The 13,980-nt window shown below is 72.0% G+C and carries 18 protein-coding genes and 1 pseudogene; 14 read left to right on the top strand and 5 right to left on the bottom strand.

Annotation, left to right across the window (positions count from 1 at the left end):
* The first annotated feature begins 119 nt into the window (after positions 1-119).
* From ACFV2X_RS45830 to ACFV2X_RS45815, 4 genes are all read left to right on the top strand, one after another.
* Positions 120-200, top strand: coding sequence for a putative leader peptide (locus ACFV2X_RS45830; RefSeq protein WP_350962106.1), 81 nt, complete (start codon positions 120-122; stop codon positions 198-200).
* A gap of 163 nt (positions 201-363) precedes the next feature.
* Entirely contained in the window at positions 364-1,203 is an 840-nt protein-coding gene (locus ACFV2X_RS45825; RefSeq protein ID WP_385627951.1) for a sulfurtransferase, read from the top strand.
* A gap of 47 nt (positions 1,204-1,250) precedes the next feature.
* Entirely contained in the window at positions 1,251-1,538 is a 288-nt protein-coding gene (locus ACFV2X_RS45820) for a DUF1416 domain-containing protein (protein ID WP_014177646.1), read from the top strand.
* A gap of 132 nt (positions 1,539-1,670) precedes the next feature.
* On the top strand, positions 1,671-1,928 hold the full coding sequence (locus ACFV2X_RS45815) for a DUF3099 domain-containing protein (RefSeq protein WP_358630335.1): 258 nt from the start codon (positions 1,671-1,673) through the stop codon (positions 1,926-1,928).
* A 16-nt stretch (positions 1,929-1,944) separates the two neighbouring features.
* Here the strand turns inward: ACFV2X_RS45815 and ACFV2X_RS45810 are convergent, their stop codons facing one another.
* Positions 1,945-2,307 carry a DsrE family protein gene (locus tag ACFV2X_RS45810; RefSeq protein WP_385627948.1) on the bottom strand — a complete coding sequence of 121 codons (363 nt, stop codon included), beginning with the start codon at positions 2,305-2,307 and terminating at the stop codon, positions 1,945-1,947.
* Positions 2,308-2,621: 314 nt separating this feature from the next.
* On the opposite strand from ACFV2X_RS45810, the gene ACFV2X_RS45805 reads away from it, so the two are divergent.
* The 3 genes from ACFV2X_RS45805 to ACFV2X_RS45795 are packed head-to-tail and all read left to right on the top strand — an operon-like array spanning position 2,622 to position 4,690.
* Positions 2,622-3,185 (top strand): FABP family protein, encoded by a 564-nt coding sequence (locus ACFV2X_RS45805; protein WP_089512488.1) that lies wholly within the window; start codon positions 2,622-2,624, stop codon positions 3,183-3,185.
* Positions 3,186-3,230: 45 nt separating this feature from the next.
* Positions 3,231-3,686, top strand: coding sequence for a Fur family transcriptional regulator (locus tag ACFV2X_RS45800; RefSeq protein WP_385627946.1), 456 nt, complete (start codon positions 3,231-3,233; stop codon positions 3,684-3,686).
* A 38-nt stretch (positions 3,687-3,724) separates the two neighbouring features.
* Positions 3,725-4,690, top strand: coding sequence for a YgfZ/GcvT domain-containing protein (locus ACFV2X_RS45795; protein ID WP_385627944.1), 966 nt, complete (start codon positions 3,725-3,727; stop codon positions 4,688-4,690).
* A gap of 20 nt (positions 4,691-4,710) precedes the next feature.
* Here the strand turns inward: ACFV2X_RS45795 and dtd are convergent, their stop codons facing one another.
* Positions 4,711-5,136, bottom strand: a complete 426-nt coding sequence (dtd, locus tag ACFV2X_RS45790) for a D-aminoacyl-tRNA deacylase (RefSeq protein ID WP_014177653.1) — start codon at positions 5,134-5,136, stop codon at positions 4,711-4,713.
* A 152-nt stretch (positions 5,137-5,288) separates the two neighbouring features.
* Between dtd and ACFV2X_RS45785 the strand changes: the two genes are divergently transcribed.
* On the top strand, positions 5,289-6,002 hold the full coding sequence (locus ACFV2X_RS45785) for an ABC transporter substrate-binding protein (RefSeq protein ID WP_385627943.1): 714 nt from the start codon (positions 5,289-5,291) through the stop codon (positions 6,000-6,002).
* An 85-nt stretch (positions 6,003-6,087) separates the two neighbouring features.
* Entirely contained in the window at positions 6,088-7,335 is a 1,248-nt protein-coding gene (locus ACFV2X_RS45780) for a GNAT family N-acetyltransferase (protein ID WP_385627940.1), read from the top strand.
* 34 nt (positions 7,336-7,369) lie between these two features.
* On the opposite strand, the gene ACFV2X_RS45775 is transcribed toward ACFV2X_RS45780, so the two are convergent.
* Positions 7,370-7,972 carry a TetR/AcrR family transcriptional regulator gene (locus tag ACFV2X_RS45775; RefSeq protein ID WP_385627938.1) on the bottom strand — a complete coding sequence of 201 codons (603 nt, stop codon included), beginning with the start codon at positions 7,970-7,972 and terminating at the stop codon, positions 7,370-7,372.
* Positions 7,973-8,112: 140 nt separating this feature from the next.
* Between ACFV2X_RS45775 and ACFV2X_RS45770 the strand changes: the two genes are divergently transcribed.
* Both ACFV2X_RS45770 and ACFV2X_RS45765 read left to right on the top strand, forming a co-directional pair.
* Complete coding sequence (locus tag ACFV2X_RS45770) at positions 8,113-9,093, top strand: zinc-binding dehydrogenase (protein WP_385627937.1); 981 nt, start codon at positions 8,113-8,115, stop codon at positions 9,091-9,093.
* Between the two features lie 10 nt (positions 9,094-9,103).
* Positions 9,104-9,910 (top strand): annotated as a pseudogene (locus tag ACFV2X_RS45765) (TIGR03564 family F420-dependent LLM class oxidoreductase); the annotation flags it as partial.
* On the opposite strand, the gene soxR reads toward ACFV2X_RS45765, so the two are convergent.
* Positions 9,814-10,512 (bottom strand): redox-sensitive transcriptional activator SoxR, encoded by a 699-nt coding sequence (soxR, locus tag ACFV2X_RS45760; RefSeq protein ID WP_385627935.1) that lies wholly within the window; start codon positions 10,510-10,512, stop codon positions 9,814-9,816. The pseudogene ACFV2X_RS45765 and the gene soxR sit on opposite strands and share 97 nt — an antisense overlap.
* Before the next feature lie 53 nt (positions 10,513-10,565).
* On the opposite strand from soxR, the gene ACFV2X_RS45755 reads away from it, so the two are divergent.
* Together ACFV2X_RS45755 and ACFV2X_RS45750 are read left to right on the top strand one after the other, a co-directional pair.
* Complete coding sequence (locus tag ACFV2X_RS45755) at positions 10,566-11,201, top strand: NADPH-dependent FMN reductase (protein WP_385627933.1); 636 nt, start codon at positions 10,566-10,568, stop codon at positions 11,199-11,201.
* 54 nt (positions 11,202-11,255) lie between these two features.
* Positions 11,256-12,578, top strand: a complete 1,323-nt coding sequence (locus ACFV2X_RS45750; RefSeq protein ID WP_385627930.1) for a pyridoxal-phosphate dependent enzyme — start codon at positions 11,256-11,258, stop codon at positions 12,576-12,578.
* Between the two features lie 14 nt (positions 12,579-12,592).
* Here the strand turns inward: ACFV2X_RS45750 and ACFV2X_RS45745 are convergent, their stop codons facing one another.
* Positions 12,593-13,237 (bottom strand): peroxiredoxin-like family protein, encoded by a 645-nt coding sequence (locus ACFV2X_RS45745; RefSeq protein WP_385627927.1) that lies wholly within the window; start codon positions 13,235-13,237, stop codon positions 12,593-12,595.
* Between the two features lie 142 nt (positions 13,238-13,379).
* On the opposite strand from ACFV2X_RS45745, the gene ACFV2X_RS45740 reads away from it, so the two are divergent.
* A complete protein-coding gene (locus tag ACFV2X_RS45740; protein WP_385627925.1) occupies positions 13,380-13,979 on the top strand; it encodes a TetR/AcrR family transcriptional regulator in 600 nt (199 codons plus the stop codon).
* Position 13,980 lies beyond the last annotated feature (1 nt).

The raw sequence follows: 13,980 nt of genomic DNA, 5'->3' as shown, positions 1-13,980 counted from the left end.
GCCCGCCGACCACGCGGCGGGGCACCGGACGCCCCTCTCGTTTCACATCGCGGACAATCCCGTCTCATCATCCGACACACCGGTGACATGCCCGCCAGTCCGTCCCTACGATCGGACGCATGAAGCGACAGGCGGATCTCACGAAGCGGCGGGCAGTAGACCTGTGCCGCGTGGCCGCCATGCTCTGTCGCGCCGTCTGACGAGGACGCGCGGCCCGCTCCTTTCCCGCCTCATCGGCCCCGCTCCTTTCGGCCCGTCAGCCGAGCCCGCCCGCACTCCGTTCGTACGCTCGCTACCGAACCGCGCGTAGCCCGCATACCGACGCGTACCCGTACCGCCGCAACTGCCCCGGAGGAGAGAAACATGAGCCGCAGCGACGTCCTGGTTGACGCCGACTGGGTACAGGCCCGCATCGATGACCCCAAGACGGTCATCGTGGAGGTCGACGAGGACACCTCTGCCTACGACAAGAACCACATCAAGAACGCCATCCGGATCGACTGGCGGCAGGACCTCCAGGACCCGGTGCGCCGCGACTTCGTCGACCAGGCCGGTTTCGAGAAGCTGCTGTCCGAGAAGGGCATCGCCAACGACGACACGGTCGTGCTCTACGGCGGCAACAACAACTGGTTCGCCTCTTACGCCTACTGGTACTTCAAGCTCTACGGCCACCAGGACGTGAAGCTCCTCGACGGCGGCCGCAAGAAGTGGGAGCTCGACTCCCGCGACCTGGTCGCCGAGGTCCCGTCCCGGGCGAAGACCGAGTACAAGGCCAAGGCCCAGGACGCCTCGATCCGCGCCTTCCGCGACGACGTCGTGGCGGCCATCGGCTCGCTGAACCTGGTGGACGTCCGCTCCCCCGACGAGTTCTCCGGCAAGCTGCTCGCCCCGGCGCACCTCCCGCAGGAGCAGTCGCAGCGGCCGGGCCACGTGCCGACCGCCCGCAACATCCCCTGGTCGAAGTCCGCCAACGACGACGGCACCTTCAAGTCCGACGACGAGCTCAAGGAGCTCTACGAGGGCGAGGGCGTCGACCTGTCGAAGGACACCATCGCCTACTGCCGCATCGGTGAGCGCTCCGCTCACACCTGGTTCGTCCTGCACGAGCTGCTGGGCCAGACCAACGTCAAGAACTACGACGGCTCCTGGACCGAGTACGGCTCCCTCGTCGGCGTGCCGATCGAGCTGGGCGCCAACAGCTGACCCTCCCTCCCCCTCCCCGATCTCCCCGAACGTAAGGACAGTCACCCATGTGTGGAGCAACGGCCGGCGGCCCCGACGCGTCGACCATCAAGCCCGGCGAGACCACCATCCAGGGATCGGTGACCCGCGACGGCGAGCCGGTCACCGGCTACGTCCGGCTGCTGGACAGCACCGGTGAGTTCACCGCCGAGGTCCCGACCTCGGCGACCGGCCAGTTCCGCTTCTACGCGGCCGAGGGCACGTGGACCGTGCGCGCCCTGGTCCCGGGCGCGACCGCGGACCGTACCGTCGTCGCCCAGAAGGGTGGCCTGGCGGAGGTCGCCATCGCCGTCTGACGCGCACCTCGCGTCAACGGTGAGGAGGGCCGCGCCCCGGGGTTGGACGCCTCGGCGGGGTGCGGCCCTCTGGGCTGTTCGGGGACCGTCTCACGGCTGTCCGGGCGGCGCCCCCGGACGTATCCTGGTCGTATGTACGCGCGACGCCGCCACGCATACTTCATCCTGATGGGCGCGTGTCTGACGCTCTTCATCTCGGCATGGGGATTCGTGCGCCTGTGGTCCGTCCCGGCCGCCGTCGTGATGTGCATCATCGCCATGGTGATCCCGCCGCTCGCCGCCATCGTGGCCAACCGCAGGGGCCCGGACGACCGGTGGTGGGACGAGTCGGGCGACGAGGAGTCCGACCGCTGGTGGCGGGAGCTGGACGAGTACAACCACCGCCGCTAGATCAGCAGACGAGAGATCAGTAGACGAGCGCCTGTACGCCCTCCGGCATGATCTCGCTGACGAACACCTGTGCCCCCGCTATCCGGGCACCCTCGATGAGGTCCTTCTCCTCGATGTCCCGGCGGGCCGCGCACTGCGAGCACACCGTGATCGTGCCGCCCGCGAGGATGCCCTCGATCAGCTCCGGCAGCGGCGCCGCATGCGGCAGCTCGAACTCCGCCGCGCGCCCCGGGAGCGCGAACCAGGACGACTCCCCCGTCAGCCACAGCGAGACCTCCACACCGCTCGCCGCGGCCACCGCCGCCACCGTGAACGCCTGGGAGCACCGCTCGGGCGCGTCCGCGCCCGCCGTCACCTTGATCACCAGCTTCTTCGCCATACGGCCAGCCTAGGCCGGGCCGGATGCCTCCCCCGCGGCCTCCCCCACAGCCCTCCCCCGCACGGGAGACCTCGAAGAGCCGGTCAACGCACCGGCGACTAGACTCGGCCCCGGTCCATGACCGTTCCGCGAGTCCCAACGGAACGTCCCACTCCTCCAAGGAGCGCGCTCGTGCTTGAGGCAGTCTTCACCACGCTGATGATCCTGGTCGTCGTCGCCACCCTCGGCTTCGCCGCGCTGACCTGGAAGAAGCTGTACCAGGGCCAGCGCTGACCCACCCCTCCCCCGCCCCTTCCCACAGATCACCTGGATTCATGATCGAGATCCCGTCCGACCTCCACCCGGACCTCGTACCGCTCGTCTTCCTCCTCGGCAACTGGGAGGGCGCGGGCGTCTATGACTTCCCGGGGACCGAGAAGTGCAACTTCGGGCAGGAAGTGACCTTCACCCACGACGGCCGCGACTTCCTGGAGTACATCTCGCACACCTGGGTGCTCGACGGCGAAGGCAAGAAGGTCCGCCCGCTGGAGAGCGAGTACGGCTTCTGGCGGATCGACAAGGACCGCAAGGTCGAGATCGTCATGATCCGCGACCAGGGCGTCGTCGAGGTCTGGTACGGCGAGCTGGCGGAGGGCAAACCGCAGATCGACGTGGTGACGGACGCCGTGGCCCGTACCGCCGCCTCCGGCCCGTACTCCGGCGGCAAGCGGCTCTACGGCTACGTCAAGAGCGATCTGATGTGGGTCGGCGAGAAGGCCACCCCGGAGGTGCCGCTGCGGCCGTACATGTCCGCGCATCTGAAGAAGGTCGTGGACCCGCGCGAATGGGCCAAGGACCTCAAGGACCTCCCGGACGACGGCATCGCCTTCTTCCGCTGACCGACCGCCGACGGACCGCCGACCGACCGCCCTACACTGGGCACCGTGGCGACCACCGACTGGAAGACAGATCTGCGGGAGCGCGGCTATCGCCTGACGCCGCAGCGCCAGCTCGTGCTCGAGGCCGTCGACCACCTCGAGCACGCCACCCCGGACGACATCCTCACCGAGGTGCGCCGCACCGCCAGCGGCGTCAACATCTCCACGGTCTACCGCACCCTGGAGCTGCTGGAGGAGCTGGGGCTGGTCAGCCATGCCCACCTCGGGCACGGCGCCCCCACGTACCACCTGGCCGACCGGCACCACCACATCCACATGGTCTGCCGGGACTGCACGGATGTGATCGAGGCCGATCTGTCGGTGGCCGAGCCGTTCGTCCGGCAGTTGCGGGCGAGCTTCGGCTTCGACACCGATATGAAGCACTTCGCGATCTTCGGCCGCTGCGCCAAGTGTTCAGCCGATCGAGCGGACGACGACCCTGGTCCTACGCCGGGGTCCTAGGTCAGGTCCCCGCCCGGGCCGAGTCGTAGGCTGAGCTCATGAAGAGCCCTTTGCTGTCGCTGCCCGGCGCCGTCCCCGGCGAGGGCCCCGACGAAGGCGTCGCCGCGCACTACGGCGACCTGTTCCGCGAGCAGCGCGCGCTCGCCGACGGCTCCGGCTTCGTGGACCTCTCGCACCGCGGTGTGGTCACGGTCGCCGGCCCGGACCGGCTGAGCTGGCTGCATCTGCTGCTCACCCAGCATGTGAGCGAACTCCCGGCCGGTCAGGCCACGGAGGCGCTGATCCTCTCCCCGCACGGCCATATCGAACACGCGCTCTACATAGTCGACGACGGCGAGACCACCTGGGCCCATGTGGAGCCCGGCACCCAGGGCGATCTGCTCGCGTACCTGGAGAGCATGAAGTTCTTCTACCGGGTGGAGATCGCCGACCGCACCGAGGAGTTCGCGGTCGTCCACCTCCCGGCGGGCAGTATCGCCGAGGCCCCCGAGGGTGCCGCCGTCCGCGAGACCCCGTACGGCCGGGACCTGTTCCTGCCCCGCGCCGATCTGGAGTCCTTCGCCGCGGCGAGCGGCCCGCCGGCCGGCGTGCTGGCGTACGAGGCGCTGCGCGTCGAGGCGCACCGCCCGCGGCTCGGCCTGGAGACCGACCACCGGACGATCCCCCATGAGCTGGGCCTGATCGGCAGCGCCGTACATCTCCACAAGGGCTGCTACCGCGGCCAGGAGACCGTCGCCCGGGTGGAGAACCTGGGCAAGCCGCCCCGGCGGCTGGTCTTCCTCCATCTGGACGGCAGCGAGGTGACGCTGCCCGGCCACGGCGCACCCGTACGGCTCGCCTCGGAGGGCGCGGCGGGACGCACGCTGGGCTTTGTGACGACCTCGGCCCGCCATCACGAGCTGGGGCCGATCGCCCTGGCGCTGGTGAAGCGGAACGTGCCGGTGGACGCGGCGCTCATCGTGGATACGACAGCCGCGGCACAAGAGGTCGTCGTCGAACCGTAGAGAAAGTCGTAGGCGGGGTCTCAGACCTCGACGATCACCGTGAACGGGCCGTCGTTCGTGAGCGTGACCTTCATGTCCGCTCCGAACCGGCCCGTCTCCACATGCGCGCCCAGCTCCCGCAGCCGCGCCACGACCTCGTCCACCAGCGGCTCGGCGACCTCGCCCGGCGCGGCCGCGTTCCAGGTGGGCCGGCGGCCCTTGCGGGCGTCGCCGTACAGCGTGAACTGGCTGATGACCAGCAGCGGAGCGGCCAGGTCCGAACAGGACTTCTCGCCCTCCAGGATGCGTACGGACCACAGCTTGCGGGCCAGCTGCGCCGCCTTCTCCGGGGTGTCGTCATGCGTCACCCCGACCAGGACGCACAGCCCCTGGCCGACGATCTCCCCGACCGTCTCGCCGTCCACGACGACGCTCGCCCCGTTCACCCTCTGTACCACAGCACGCATACGGTCCATCATGCCCTGCCTCCTTCCGGGGCCGATCGGGTGGAAGCGCGCTGCGGACGGACCGTACACAGTGGCACGATGCGTGCAAGCGGTGCGCAATGGGCACAACGCGATCAGCTCGCGTAGCACCGCATGGAGGGGACGGAAACCGCATGATCACATCCGGCACCGGGCAGCCGCCCGGGCCCGCATCGACGCGCCCGGAGAACGGCGACCTGCTCCAGGCGGCCACCGAGGCCCTGCAGCAGCCGGGATTCCAGCCGACGGACTTGCAGCAGCCGGGACTGCCTGCACTACCCGCACTGCCCGGAGCGCAGCCGCCGAGGCCGCCGAGCCAGCGCGGCGGCCGGCAGGCCGACTCGCCGGCCGGGCTGCGGCTGACGGAGCTACGGGCGCTGCGCCGCTCGGCCCAGAGCGAGGAGGCGGATCTGAGCTATGTACGCAGACTGCTGCAGGGCCGGATCGACATCCTCCACGCCGAGCTGAACCGCCGTTCGGCCCCCGGCTCGCCGGGGGCGGTGGACGAGGAGGCCCGGCCCCCGGCCGCGCTGGTGGACCTGTTGCCGGAGATCCTGGTCGACGGCCCGCCAGGGCACCGCTCCTCCGCCCGGCATGTGACGCTCGGTACTCCGCAGGGGGTGGAGTCCCGGCGGCTGGCCGAGGAGACGCTCGCCGAGGTCGGCCTGTCCGACCTCCAGGCGCGTACGGACGAGGAGTTGACCGGTGCGATGGCCCGTCTGGTCGGCTGCGAGCGGCAGATCTCGCGGCGGCGGCGGGAGCTCCAGCGCACGGCGGACGACTGCGGTGCGGAGATCACCCGAAGGTATCGAGAGGGCGAGGCGCACGTGGACGACCTGCTCGCGTAGGCCCTGATACCCAGGTGGCCCCGATACCCAGGTAGCCCCGATATCCAGGTGCGTCCCGCCGCACCGGCCGCCTACGGTGGGGTTCATGGCCCCAGAGATCCGTAAGGTCGACGACTCCGACCTCACCGACTGGTCCCTCGCGCTGAACACCGGCTTTCTGCGGCCCCCGGAGGCGGGCAAGGAAGAAATCGACATCCGGCGGGCGCAGATCGGTGCGGAACTGGACCGGGTGCAGGGGGCGTTCGACCGGGGCCGCTGTGTGGGCACCTTCCGCAGCTTCGCACAGCGGCTGACGGCGGTCGGCGGGGCCGAGGTGGCGGCCGACGCCATCACCAACGTCTCGGTCTCGCCCACCCACCGCCGCCAGGGGCTGCTCAGCCGGATGATGGACCGCGATCTGCGCGCGGCCAAGGAGCGCGGCGAGCTGGTGGCGTCGCTGATCGCCGCCGAGTACCCGATCTACGGGCGGTACGGGTTCGGCCCGGCCACCTGGGCCACCCTGTGGCGGGTGGACGTCGCCCGCGCCGGGCTCGACGCGCGCTACTCCGGGCCCGCGTGCGGCGGCCGGGTGGACTTCGCGGACGGCGCCGAGGTACGGGAGCTCGGCCCCGCGCTGCACGATCGGCTGCGCGCCCGGCAGCACGGTGCGATCGACCGCCGCGAGCTGTGGTGGCGGATGAACACCGGCCTGCTGACCTACCCCTTCCACCAGTGGACGGAGCCGTTCTACGTCGTCTACCGCTCCCCCGACGGCTCCGTGGACGGTCTGCTCGCCTACATCAGCGACGACAAGTGGGAGGGCAAGCGCCCCCACGACACCGCCAAGGTGCTCGGGATGCTCGCGGTCACCCCGGCCGCCGAACGCGCGCTGTGGCACTTCCTGTTCTCCGTCGACTGGGTCACCCACGTCACCACCGGCTACCGCCCGCCGGACGACGCGCTGCCGCTGCTGCTCGGCGACCCGCGGGCGGCCCAGGTCATGACGTACGCCGACTTCCTGTGGCTGCGGCCGCTGGACGTCCCCCGGCTGCTCGAGGCCCGTACGTACCCGGTCGCCGGCTCGCTGGTCCTGGAGCTGTCCGACCGCGCGGGCCTGGCCGGCGGGCGCTATCTGCTGGACGCCGGGCCCGACGGCGCCGGCTGCGCGCCGACCACCCGGTCCGCCGATCTGACCATGGACATCGCGGAGTTGGGGACGCTGTGGCTGGGGGATGAGTCCGCGGTCCGGCTGGCCGCGCTGGGGCGGATCACCGAGGAGCGCGAGGGCGCCGCGGCGCTGGCGGATCTCCTGCTGCGTACGCCGCGCCGCCCCTGGTGCCCGGACATCTTCTGATTCCGGCCGGGCCCTCCGCCGCGCGCCCGCGCCGTTACTTCCCCTGGCCGACCAGCAGGTCGGCCAGGTCCCTGACCGACTGACGGAACCGCGTCCAGTCCCCGTCCGCCGTCAGCCGCCGCACCAGCTCGCCGTCGAACGCGGCGAGCAGCATATGGGCCACGAACTCGGCGTCGAGGCCCGGTCTGAGTTCCCGGACCAGCGCGGAGACGTGGGCGTGCCACCCCCGATAGGTGGGATCGTCGAACTTGTCGTCGCCACAGGCGCGTTCATGCGCGGCGATCAGGGACAGATGGCGCTCGGCGAGGTCCGCCAGCGCGTCGAGGAAGGCCGGCAGCCGCTCGCACGGGGCCCCGTCGGTGCCCAGCGGAGCCGCCTCCTCATCGATCGCCTCCCGCAGCCGGGCCGCGCGGTCGGCCAGCAGCGCCTGGAACAGGCCGGTACGACTGCCGAAGCGGCGGAAGACGGTGCCCTTGCCGACGCCCGCGGCGGCCGCGACCCGGTCGAGGGACACATGCTCGGCGCCGCACTCCGTCAGCAACTCCTCGGCGGCGCGCAGGATCGCGCGCCGATTGCGCGCGGCGTCGGCGCGCTCGCCGCGCCGTGCGGCGCCCCGCTCTGCCGTGGCCTCGCTCACCGCGCCTCGCCTCCTCTGCATCCGGACAGTCGGCGGTTGTAACCGGACTACTGGTCCTCATAGTATCCATCCCAGCACAACCGGACTGACAGTCCGGTTCACTCGTCTGCCCTGAGGAGGGCAGCCCTGAGGAGGCAGCCATGAGCAGCGGCACAGCGGCCACCATGCGCGCGCTGACCGTCGATCCCGAGGCGCCGGGGTCCCTGCGCTTCGCGGACGTACCGGAGCCCGAACCGGGGCCCGGCGAGGCCCTGGTCGAGGTGCGGCACGCGTCACTGAACCTCGGCGAAATACGCAACGGCACCGGTCGGCCGCCCGGCACGGTCATGGGCTTCGACGCGTCCGGCGTGGTGCTCCGCGCCGCGGCCGACGGCTCCGGACCGGTGACGGGCACCCGGGTGGCGGGCCTGGCCGTGGGCAGCTGGGCCGAACGCGTCGCGGTGCCCACCGACAACCTCGCCGCCGTCCCCGACCCCGTGGACCTCGCGGCCGCCGCAGCCCTCCCGGTCGTCGGCGTCACCGCCCTGCGGACACTGCGCGCGGCCGGGAACGTCCTGGGCAAGCGGGTGCTGATCACCGGCGCCTCGGGCGGGGTCGGGCGGACAGCCGTCCAGCTGGCGCGGCGGGCCGGGGCGTACGTCATCGCCTCGGTGGGCTCACCCGCGCGCGGCGCGGGGCTCAGGGAACTCGGCGCGGACGAGGTCGTGGTCGGCCTGGAGCCGGTCGAGCAGCCCGTGGACGTGGTCCTGGAGAACGTCGGCGGGCCTCAGCTCGTAGCCGCCTGGAACCTGCTCGCGCCCGGCGGCAATCTGCAGAGCATCGGCTGGGCGTCCGGCGAGGCCGCGCTCTTCCCGGTGAACAGCACGATCGCGCTGGCCGAGGCCAAGTCGCTCAACTCCTTCGGCGACATCACCCGCCCCGGCCCCGATACCGCCACGCTGCTCGCGCTCGTGGCGCGCGGCGAACTGTCACCGGAGATCGGCTGGCGCGGCTCCTGGGAGCGGGTCACGGACGCGGCCGACGCGCTGCTCGGGCGGCGGGTACCGGGCAAGGCCGTACTCGACATCGGCCCCGCCGCGAGCGCGAAGCCCGCGGCCCCCGCCCCCGCTACGACACGGTGAAAGGAGCCCCATGCGCATCGGACTTCTCCTGAACGTCCTCGGCACTCCGCTCGACGCGGTCGTCGAGCAGGCGCGCGACATCGCCACGTCCGGTCTCGGCACCGCCTGGCTGCCCGAGATGGGCGCCTGGGACGCCCTGACCGCGGCCGCCGCCATCGGCCCCCGGGTACCCGGGCTCGCCCTGGGCACCTCCGTGGTCCCGACGTATCCGCGCCACCCGCTGACGCTCGCCGCCCAGGCGCTGACCGCCCAGGCGGCCACCGGCAACCGCTTCACGCTCGGCGTCGGGGTGAGCCACCGGCACGTCATCGAGGGGCAGTTCGGCCACTCCTACGACCGGCCCGCCCGCCATCTGCGGGAATACCTGTCCGTATTGGCGCCCTTGCTGCGCGGCGAGAGCGTGGCGTACGAGGGCGAGACCATCAAGGCCGCCGGCGCGGTCACCACGCCCGGCGCCGAACCGCCCGCGCTGCTGGTCGGCGCGCTCGGCCCGGCGATGCTCAAGGTGGCGGGCGAGCTGGCCGACGGCACCATCACCGTCTGGGCGGGCAGGGCCGCGCTCGCGGACCACATCGTGCCAACGATCACCCGAGCGGCGACCCGCGCGGGGCGACCCGCGCCGCGCGTCGTCGTCTTCAAGGCCGTGGGCGTCACCGCGGACCCGGAGGCCCGCCGCGCCACGATGGCCGAGCAGTTCAGCCAGGTCGACCAGATCCCGCACTACCGGGCCGTACTGGACCGCGACGGCTCGGCGGGCCCGCAGGACACCGCGGTACTGGGCGACGAGTCCACCGTCGAGCAGGCGCTGCGGGAGCTGGTCGACGCGGGGGCGACCGAGCTCATCGCCTCCCCGGTCGGCACGTCCGAGGAACAGTCCCGCACGCTCGCCTTGTTGGCCGAGCTGGCCGCGTCCACCGCGTCCTGATCGACGACTCCACAGGTCCCGGGCCCGTCCGCATCGGAGCAGGACTTCAGCAGTCGGCGCGCGCCCGGGCCCTGCTCGCCGAGTCTGTCGTGCCGGTTCACCAGCGCGCACTTGTCGATCGACAGACAGCCGCAGCCGATGCAGTCGGTGAGGCTGTCGCGCAGGGTCAGCAGTTGCTCGATCCGCGCGCTGAGGTCGTCGCGCCAGCACTCCGAGATCTGGGCCCAGTCCGCCTTGGTGAGGACATGGTCCTCGGGGAAGAGCGAGAGGACCCCCCGGATCCTGGCCAGCGGGATGCCGACGCGCTGCGAGGAGCGTACGAAGGCGACCCGGCGCAGCGTGTCGCGGGTGTAGCGGCGCTGGTTCCCGGTGGTGCGGCGGCTGTGGATGAGCCCTTCGCGCTCGTAGAAGCGCAGCGCGGAGGCGGGGACGCCGCTGCGCTGGGACAGGTCACCGACCGTGAGTTCATGGGTCTTCCACGACATCTGGCTCATGAGAAACGAGACTAGCTTGACTTCAACCAATGTTTAAGTCCGAGCCTGGGGTCATGGTTACCGACACAGCCACCGCCCCGAGTGCTTCTCCGGCCACCGACACGGCCGCCACCACCCCCGTCCGCCTCGCGGTCATCCTCGCCAGCACCCGCGAGGGCCGCTTCGGCCCGAAGGTCGCCGACTGGTTCACCAGCCGCACCGCGCTCCACGCCGACCTGCGCACCGATGTGATCGACCTGGCCGACACCCCGCTGCCCAGCAGCCTCAGCCACCGTCCGGGCCCCGAAGAGGCCAAGGCCCTGGCGGCCGTGACGCCCCGGCTGGAGGCCGCCGACGCGTACGTCGTGATCACTCCCGAGTACAACCACAGCTACCCGGCCTCCCTCAAGAACGCCATCGACTGGCACTACACGCCCTGGCAGGCCAAACCCGTCGGCTTCGTCTCGTACGGCGGGGTATCCGGCGGGCTGCGGGCGGTCGAGCATCTGCGGCCGGTCTTCGCCGAGCTGCACGCGGTCACCGTCCGCGAGACGGTGAGCTTCCACAACGCCGGGGAGCTCTTCGGCGCGGACGGCACGCTGAAGGAGCCCAAGGGCCCGGAGGCCGCCGCCACGGCCCTGCTCGACCAGCTGACGTGGTGGGCGCGGGCGCTGCGCGAGGCCCGGGCCGCCCGCCCGTACCGGGGCTGATCACGCCGGACCTGGCATGATCCAGATCACGCCCGACCTGGCATGATCCAGGTCATGCAGCGCCCCAACTCCCGGTCAGGCCAGCCCACGTCCCGTCCCCCACGGTCCAACGCCACACGCCCCGACCTCGGCCCCGAGCAGGGGCCGCGGCCGCGGCCGCGGTCGCAGTCGCTCGCGACCGGTCAGCGGTCCCTGGGGGATCCGGCGGTCCACTACTCCCTGTGGCCGCCGCTCATCAACGGCTGCCCGCGTACCTCCACCGACGCCGTCGCGTACCCGCTGGAGGTCGACTACGCGTACGACCGGGTGCCCGCCGACCTGTTCGGCCGCCCCGCCACACACGGCCTCGAACGCTGGGCCCCGCTGCTCCCGCCGCTGGCCGCCCCCGGTCTTGGCGAGGGGAACACGCCCCTGGTCCAACTGCCCGACGGCGTCTACGTCAAGGACGAGTCGCGCAACCCCACCTGGAGCCACAAGGACCGGCTCAACCGCGTCGCCGTCAGCGCCGCGAAGGCGAGCGGGGCGCGCGGCGTCGTGGTGGCCTCCTCCGGCAACCACGGCGCCGCGGCGGCGGCCTACGCGGCCCGCGCCGGGCTGCCGTGCGTCGTGATCGCTTCCCCGTCCGCCCCGCCCGCCGTGGCCTCCTTCGTACGCGCCTACGGGGCGCTGGTGGTCACCGGGCCCCACGAGTCGTGGAAACCGCTGACGCGGCGGATCGTGGAGGAGTTCGGCTATCAGCCGGTCTCCAGCCTGACCAGCACCGCCCACACCGGCCACCCCTTCGGCCCCGAGGGCTACAAGACCATCGCGTACGAGATCTTCCTGGACCTCGGCGAGCCGCCCGAGGCGGTGTACGTGCCCACCGGCTACGGCGAACTGCTCTTCGGCGTCTGGAAGGGCTTCCACGAGCTGACCCTGCTCGGCCTGGCCGACCGCACCCCGCGGCTGTACGCCTGCGAACCCGCCGCCGCGGGCGCGCTGACCACCGCGATCCGCACCGGCCGCCCCGCCGCCCAGGTCCCGGTCGGGCCGACCGAAGCGTACGGGATCTCCTGCGCCGTGGGCGGCTACCGCGGGGTGGTGGCCGTACGCGAGAGCCGCGGCGCGGCGCTGACGGTCACCGATGAGCGGATGGCCGCCGCCCGCGACGAACTCGCCGGCCAGGGCATGTGGGTCGAGCTGTCCTCCGCGGCGGGGCTGGCCGGGCTGCGCGCCCACCGGGAGGACCCCGCCCGTCCGGGCGACGCCTCGGGTCCCGTGGTGTGCGTCACCACCTCCAGCGGCTTCAAGGACAGCGCCACCGCCGCCCGCGCCCACCCGACCGTGCCCGCGGACTGGGACACCGTCGCCGCCGCGCTGCGCGGTCTTCCGGACTGACCTGCCGATGGTCCCTACAGCGCGGCCAGGGCGGCGAGGATGTCGGCCGGTTCGGCGCGCGCCGTGTAGTCGGTGTCGACGAAGGCCCACCGGATCATCCCGTCGCGGTCGATGACGTACGTGGCGGGCAGCGGCAGGGTGCGCGGATGGCCGCCGTTGACGCGCTGGAGGTCGAAGCCGAACGTGTCGTAGACGGCGGCGAGGTCGTCGGGCAGGTCGAAGGCGAGCCCGTACTGCTTGGCGGTGTCGGAGCCGAGGTCGCTGAGGACGTCGAAGGCCAGCTCATGCTTCTCGGTCAGCGACAGGGACTCGTCGGGGACCTGCGGCGATACGGCCACCAGGCGCGCGCCCCGCGCGGTGATCTCGTCGTGGTGGCTCTGCAGGGCCCGCAGGGCGATGTTGCAGTACGGGCACCAGGCGCCGCGGTAGAAGGTGAGGACGACCGGGCCGTCGGCGAGCAGGTCCTCCAAGGTCACCGTCCCCCCGGTCGCCGCGGGCAGTTCGAAGCGGGGCGCCCGGTCCCCCACGGACAGGGCACCGGCGGCCTGTCCGGAGTCGGCGAGCTCCTGGCCGGCCCGCTCCATGATCTTCCGCGCCTCGGCGGGGATCTGCGGGTACCGGGCCTCGTAGAAGGCACGCAGTTCGGCGTTGAGACTCATCGCGGCTGTTCCTCCGTCAAATCAATCTTGGAATGCTCGTTTCAAGATAGCCGCGGGCGCGACCTCACGTCCATGACCGGGCCGCGCTATCTTGGAATTCTCATTTCAAGATGACTGGATCACCACGGCAGGACGGGCGAACATGCCGGACATCAAGCACTTCGACCCCGACGCGGCACTGGCGACAGTGGTGCGGCTGTTCTGGCGGCAGGGCGTGGCCGCGACCGGGATCCAGGACGTGGTGACCGCGACCGGGCTCAACCGCTCCAGCCTGTACGCCACCTTCGGCGGCAAGCAGGAGCTGTACCGGGCCGCGCTGCGCCGCTATGTGGAGCAGTGGTCCCAGCCGGCGTTCCGGAACCTCGCCGAGGACGGGCGCGGTCTGCCCGCCATCGCCGAGTTCTTCGGCGGGCTGATCGCGGTGCGGTGTGCGGGAGAGTACGCGCGGTGGGGCTGCATGGTCGCCAACGCGCACGCGGGCGCCGAGAACACCGACCCCGACGTACAAGCCCTCCTGGACCGCCACCACCAGCAGCTGCGGGACGCCATGCACACGGCGCTCACCGGCGCCGAGGCCCAGGGCCAGCTCGCCCCCGGCACCGACCCCGGCGCCGCCGCCGACGTCCTGGCCCTGCTCGCGTACGGGGTGAACCTGCGCTCCCGCGCCGGAGCCGACGCCCAGGCCCTGGAGGCCACGGTGGCCACCGCCCTGGACGCCCTCGGCGCCCGGGCGGCGGCCTGAC

The sequence above is a fragment of the Streptomyces sp. NPDC059679 genome (assembly GCF_042734105.1).
In the GTDB taxonomy this organism is placed as follows: domain Bacteria; phylum Actinomycetota; class Actinomycetes; order Streptomycetales; family Streptomycetaceae; genus Streptomyces.
The sequence above is the reverse complement of the archived record's forward strand: the minus strand, read 5'-3'. Positions and strand labels throughout refer to the sequence as shown.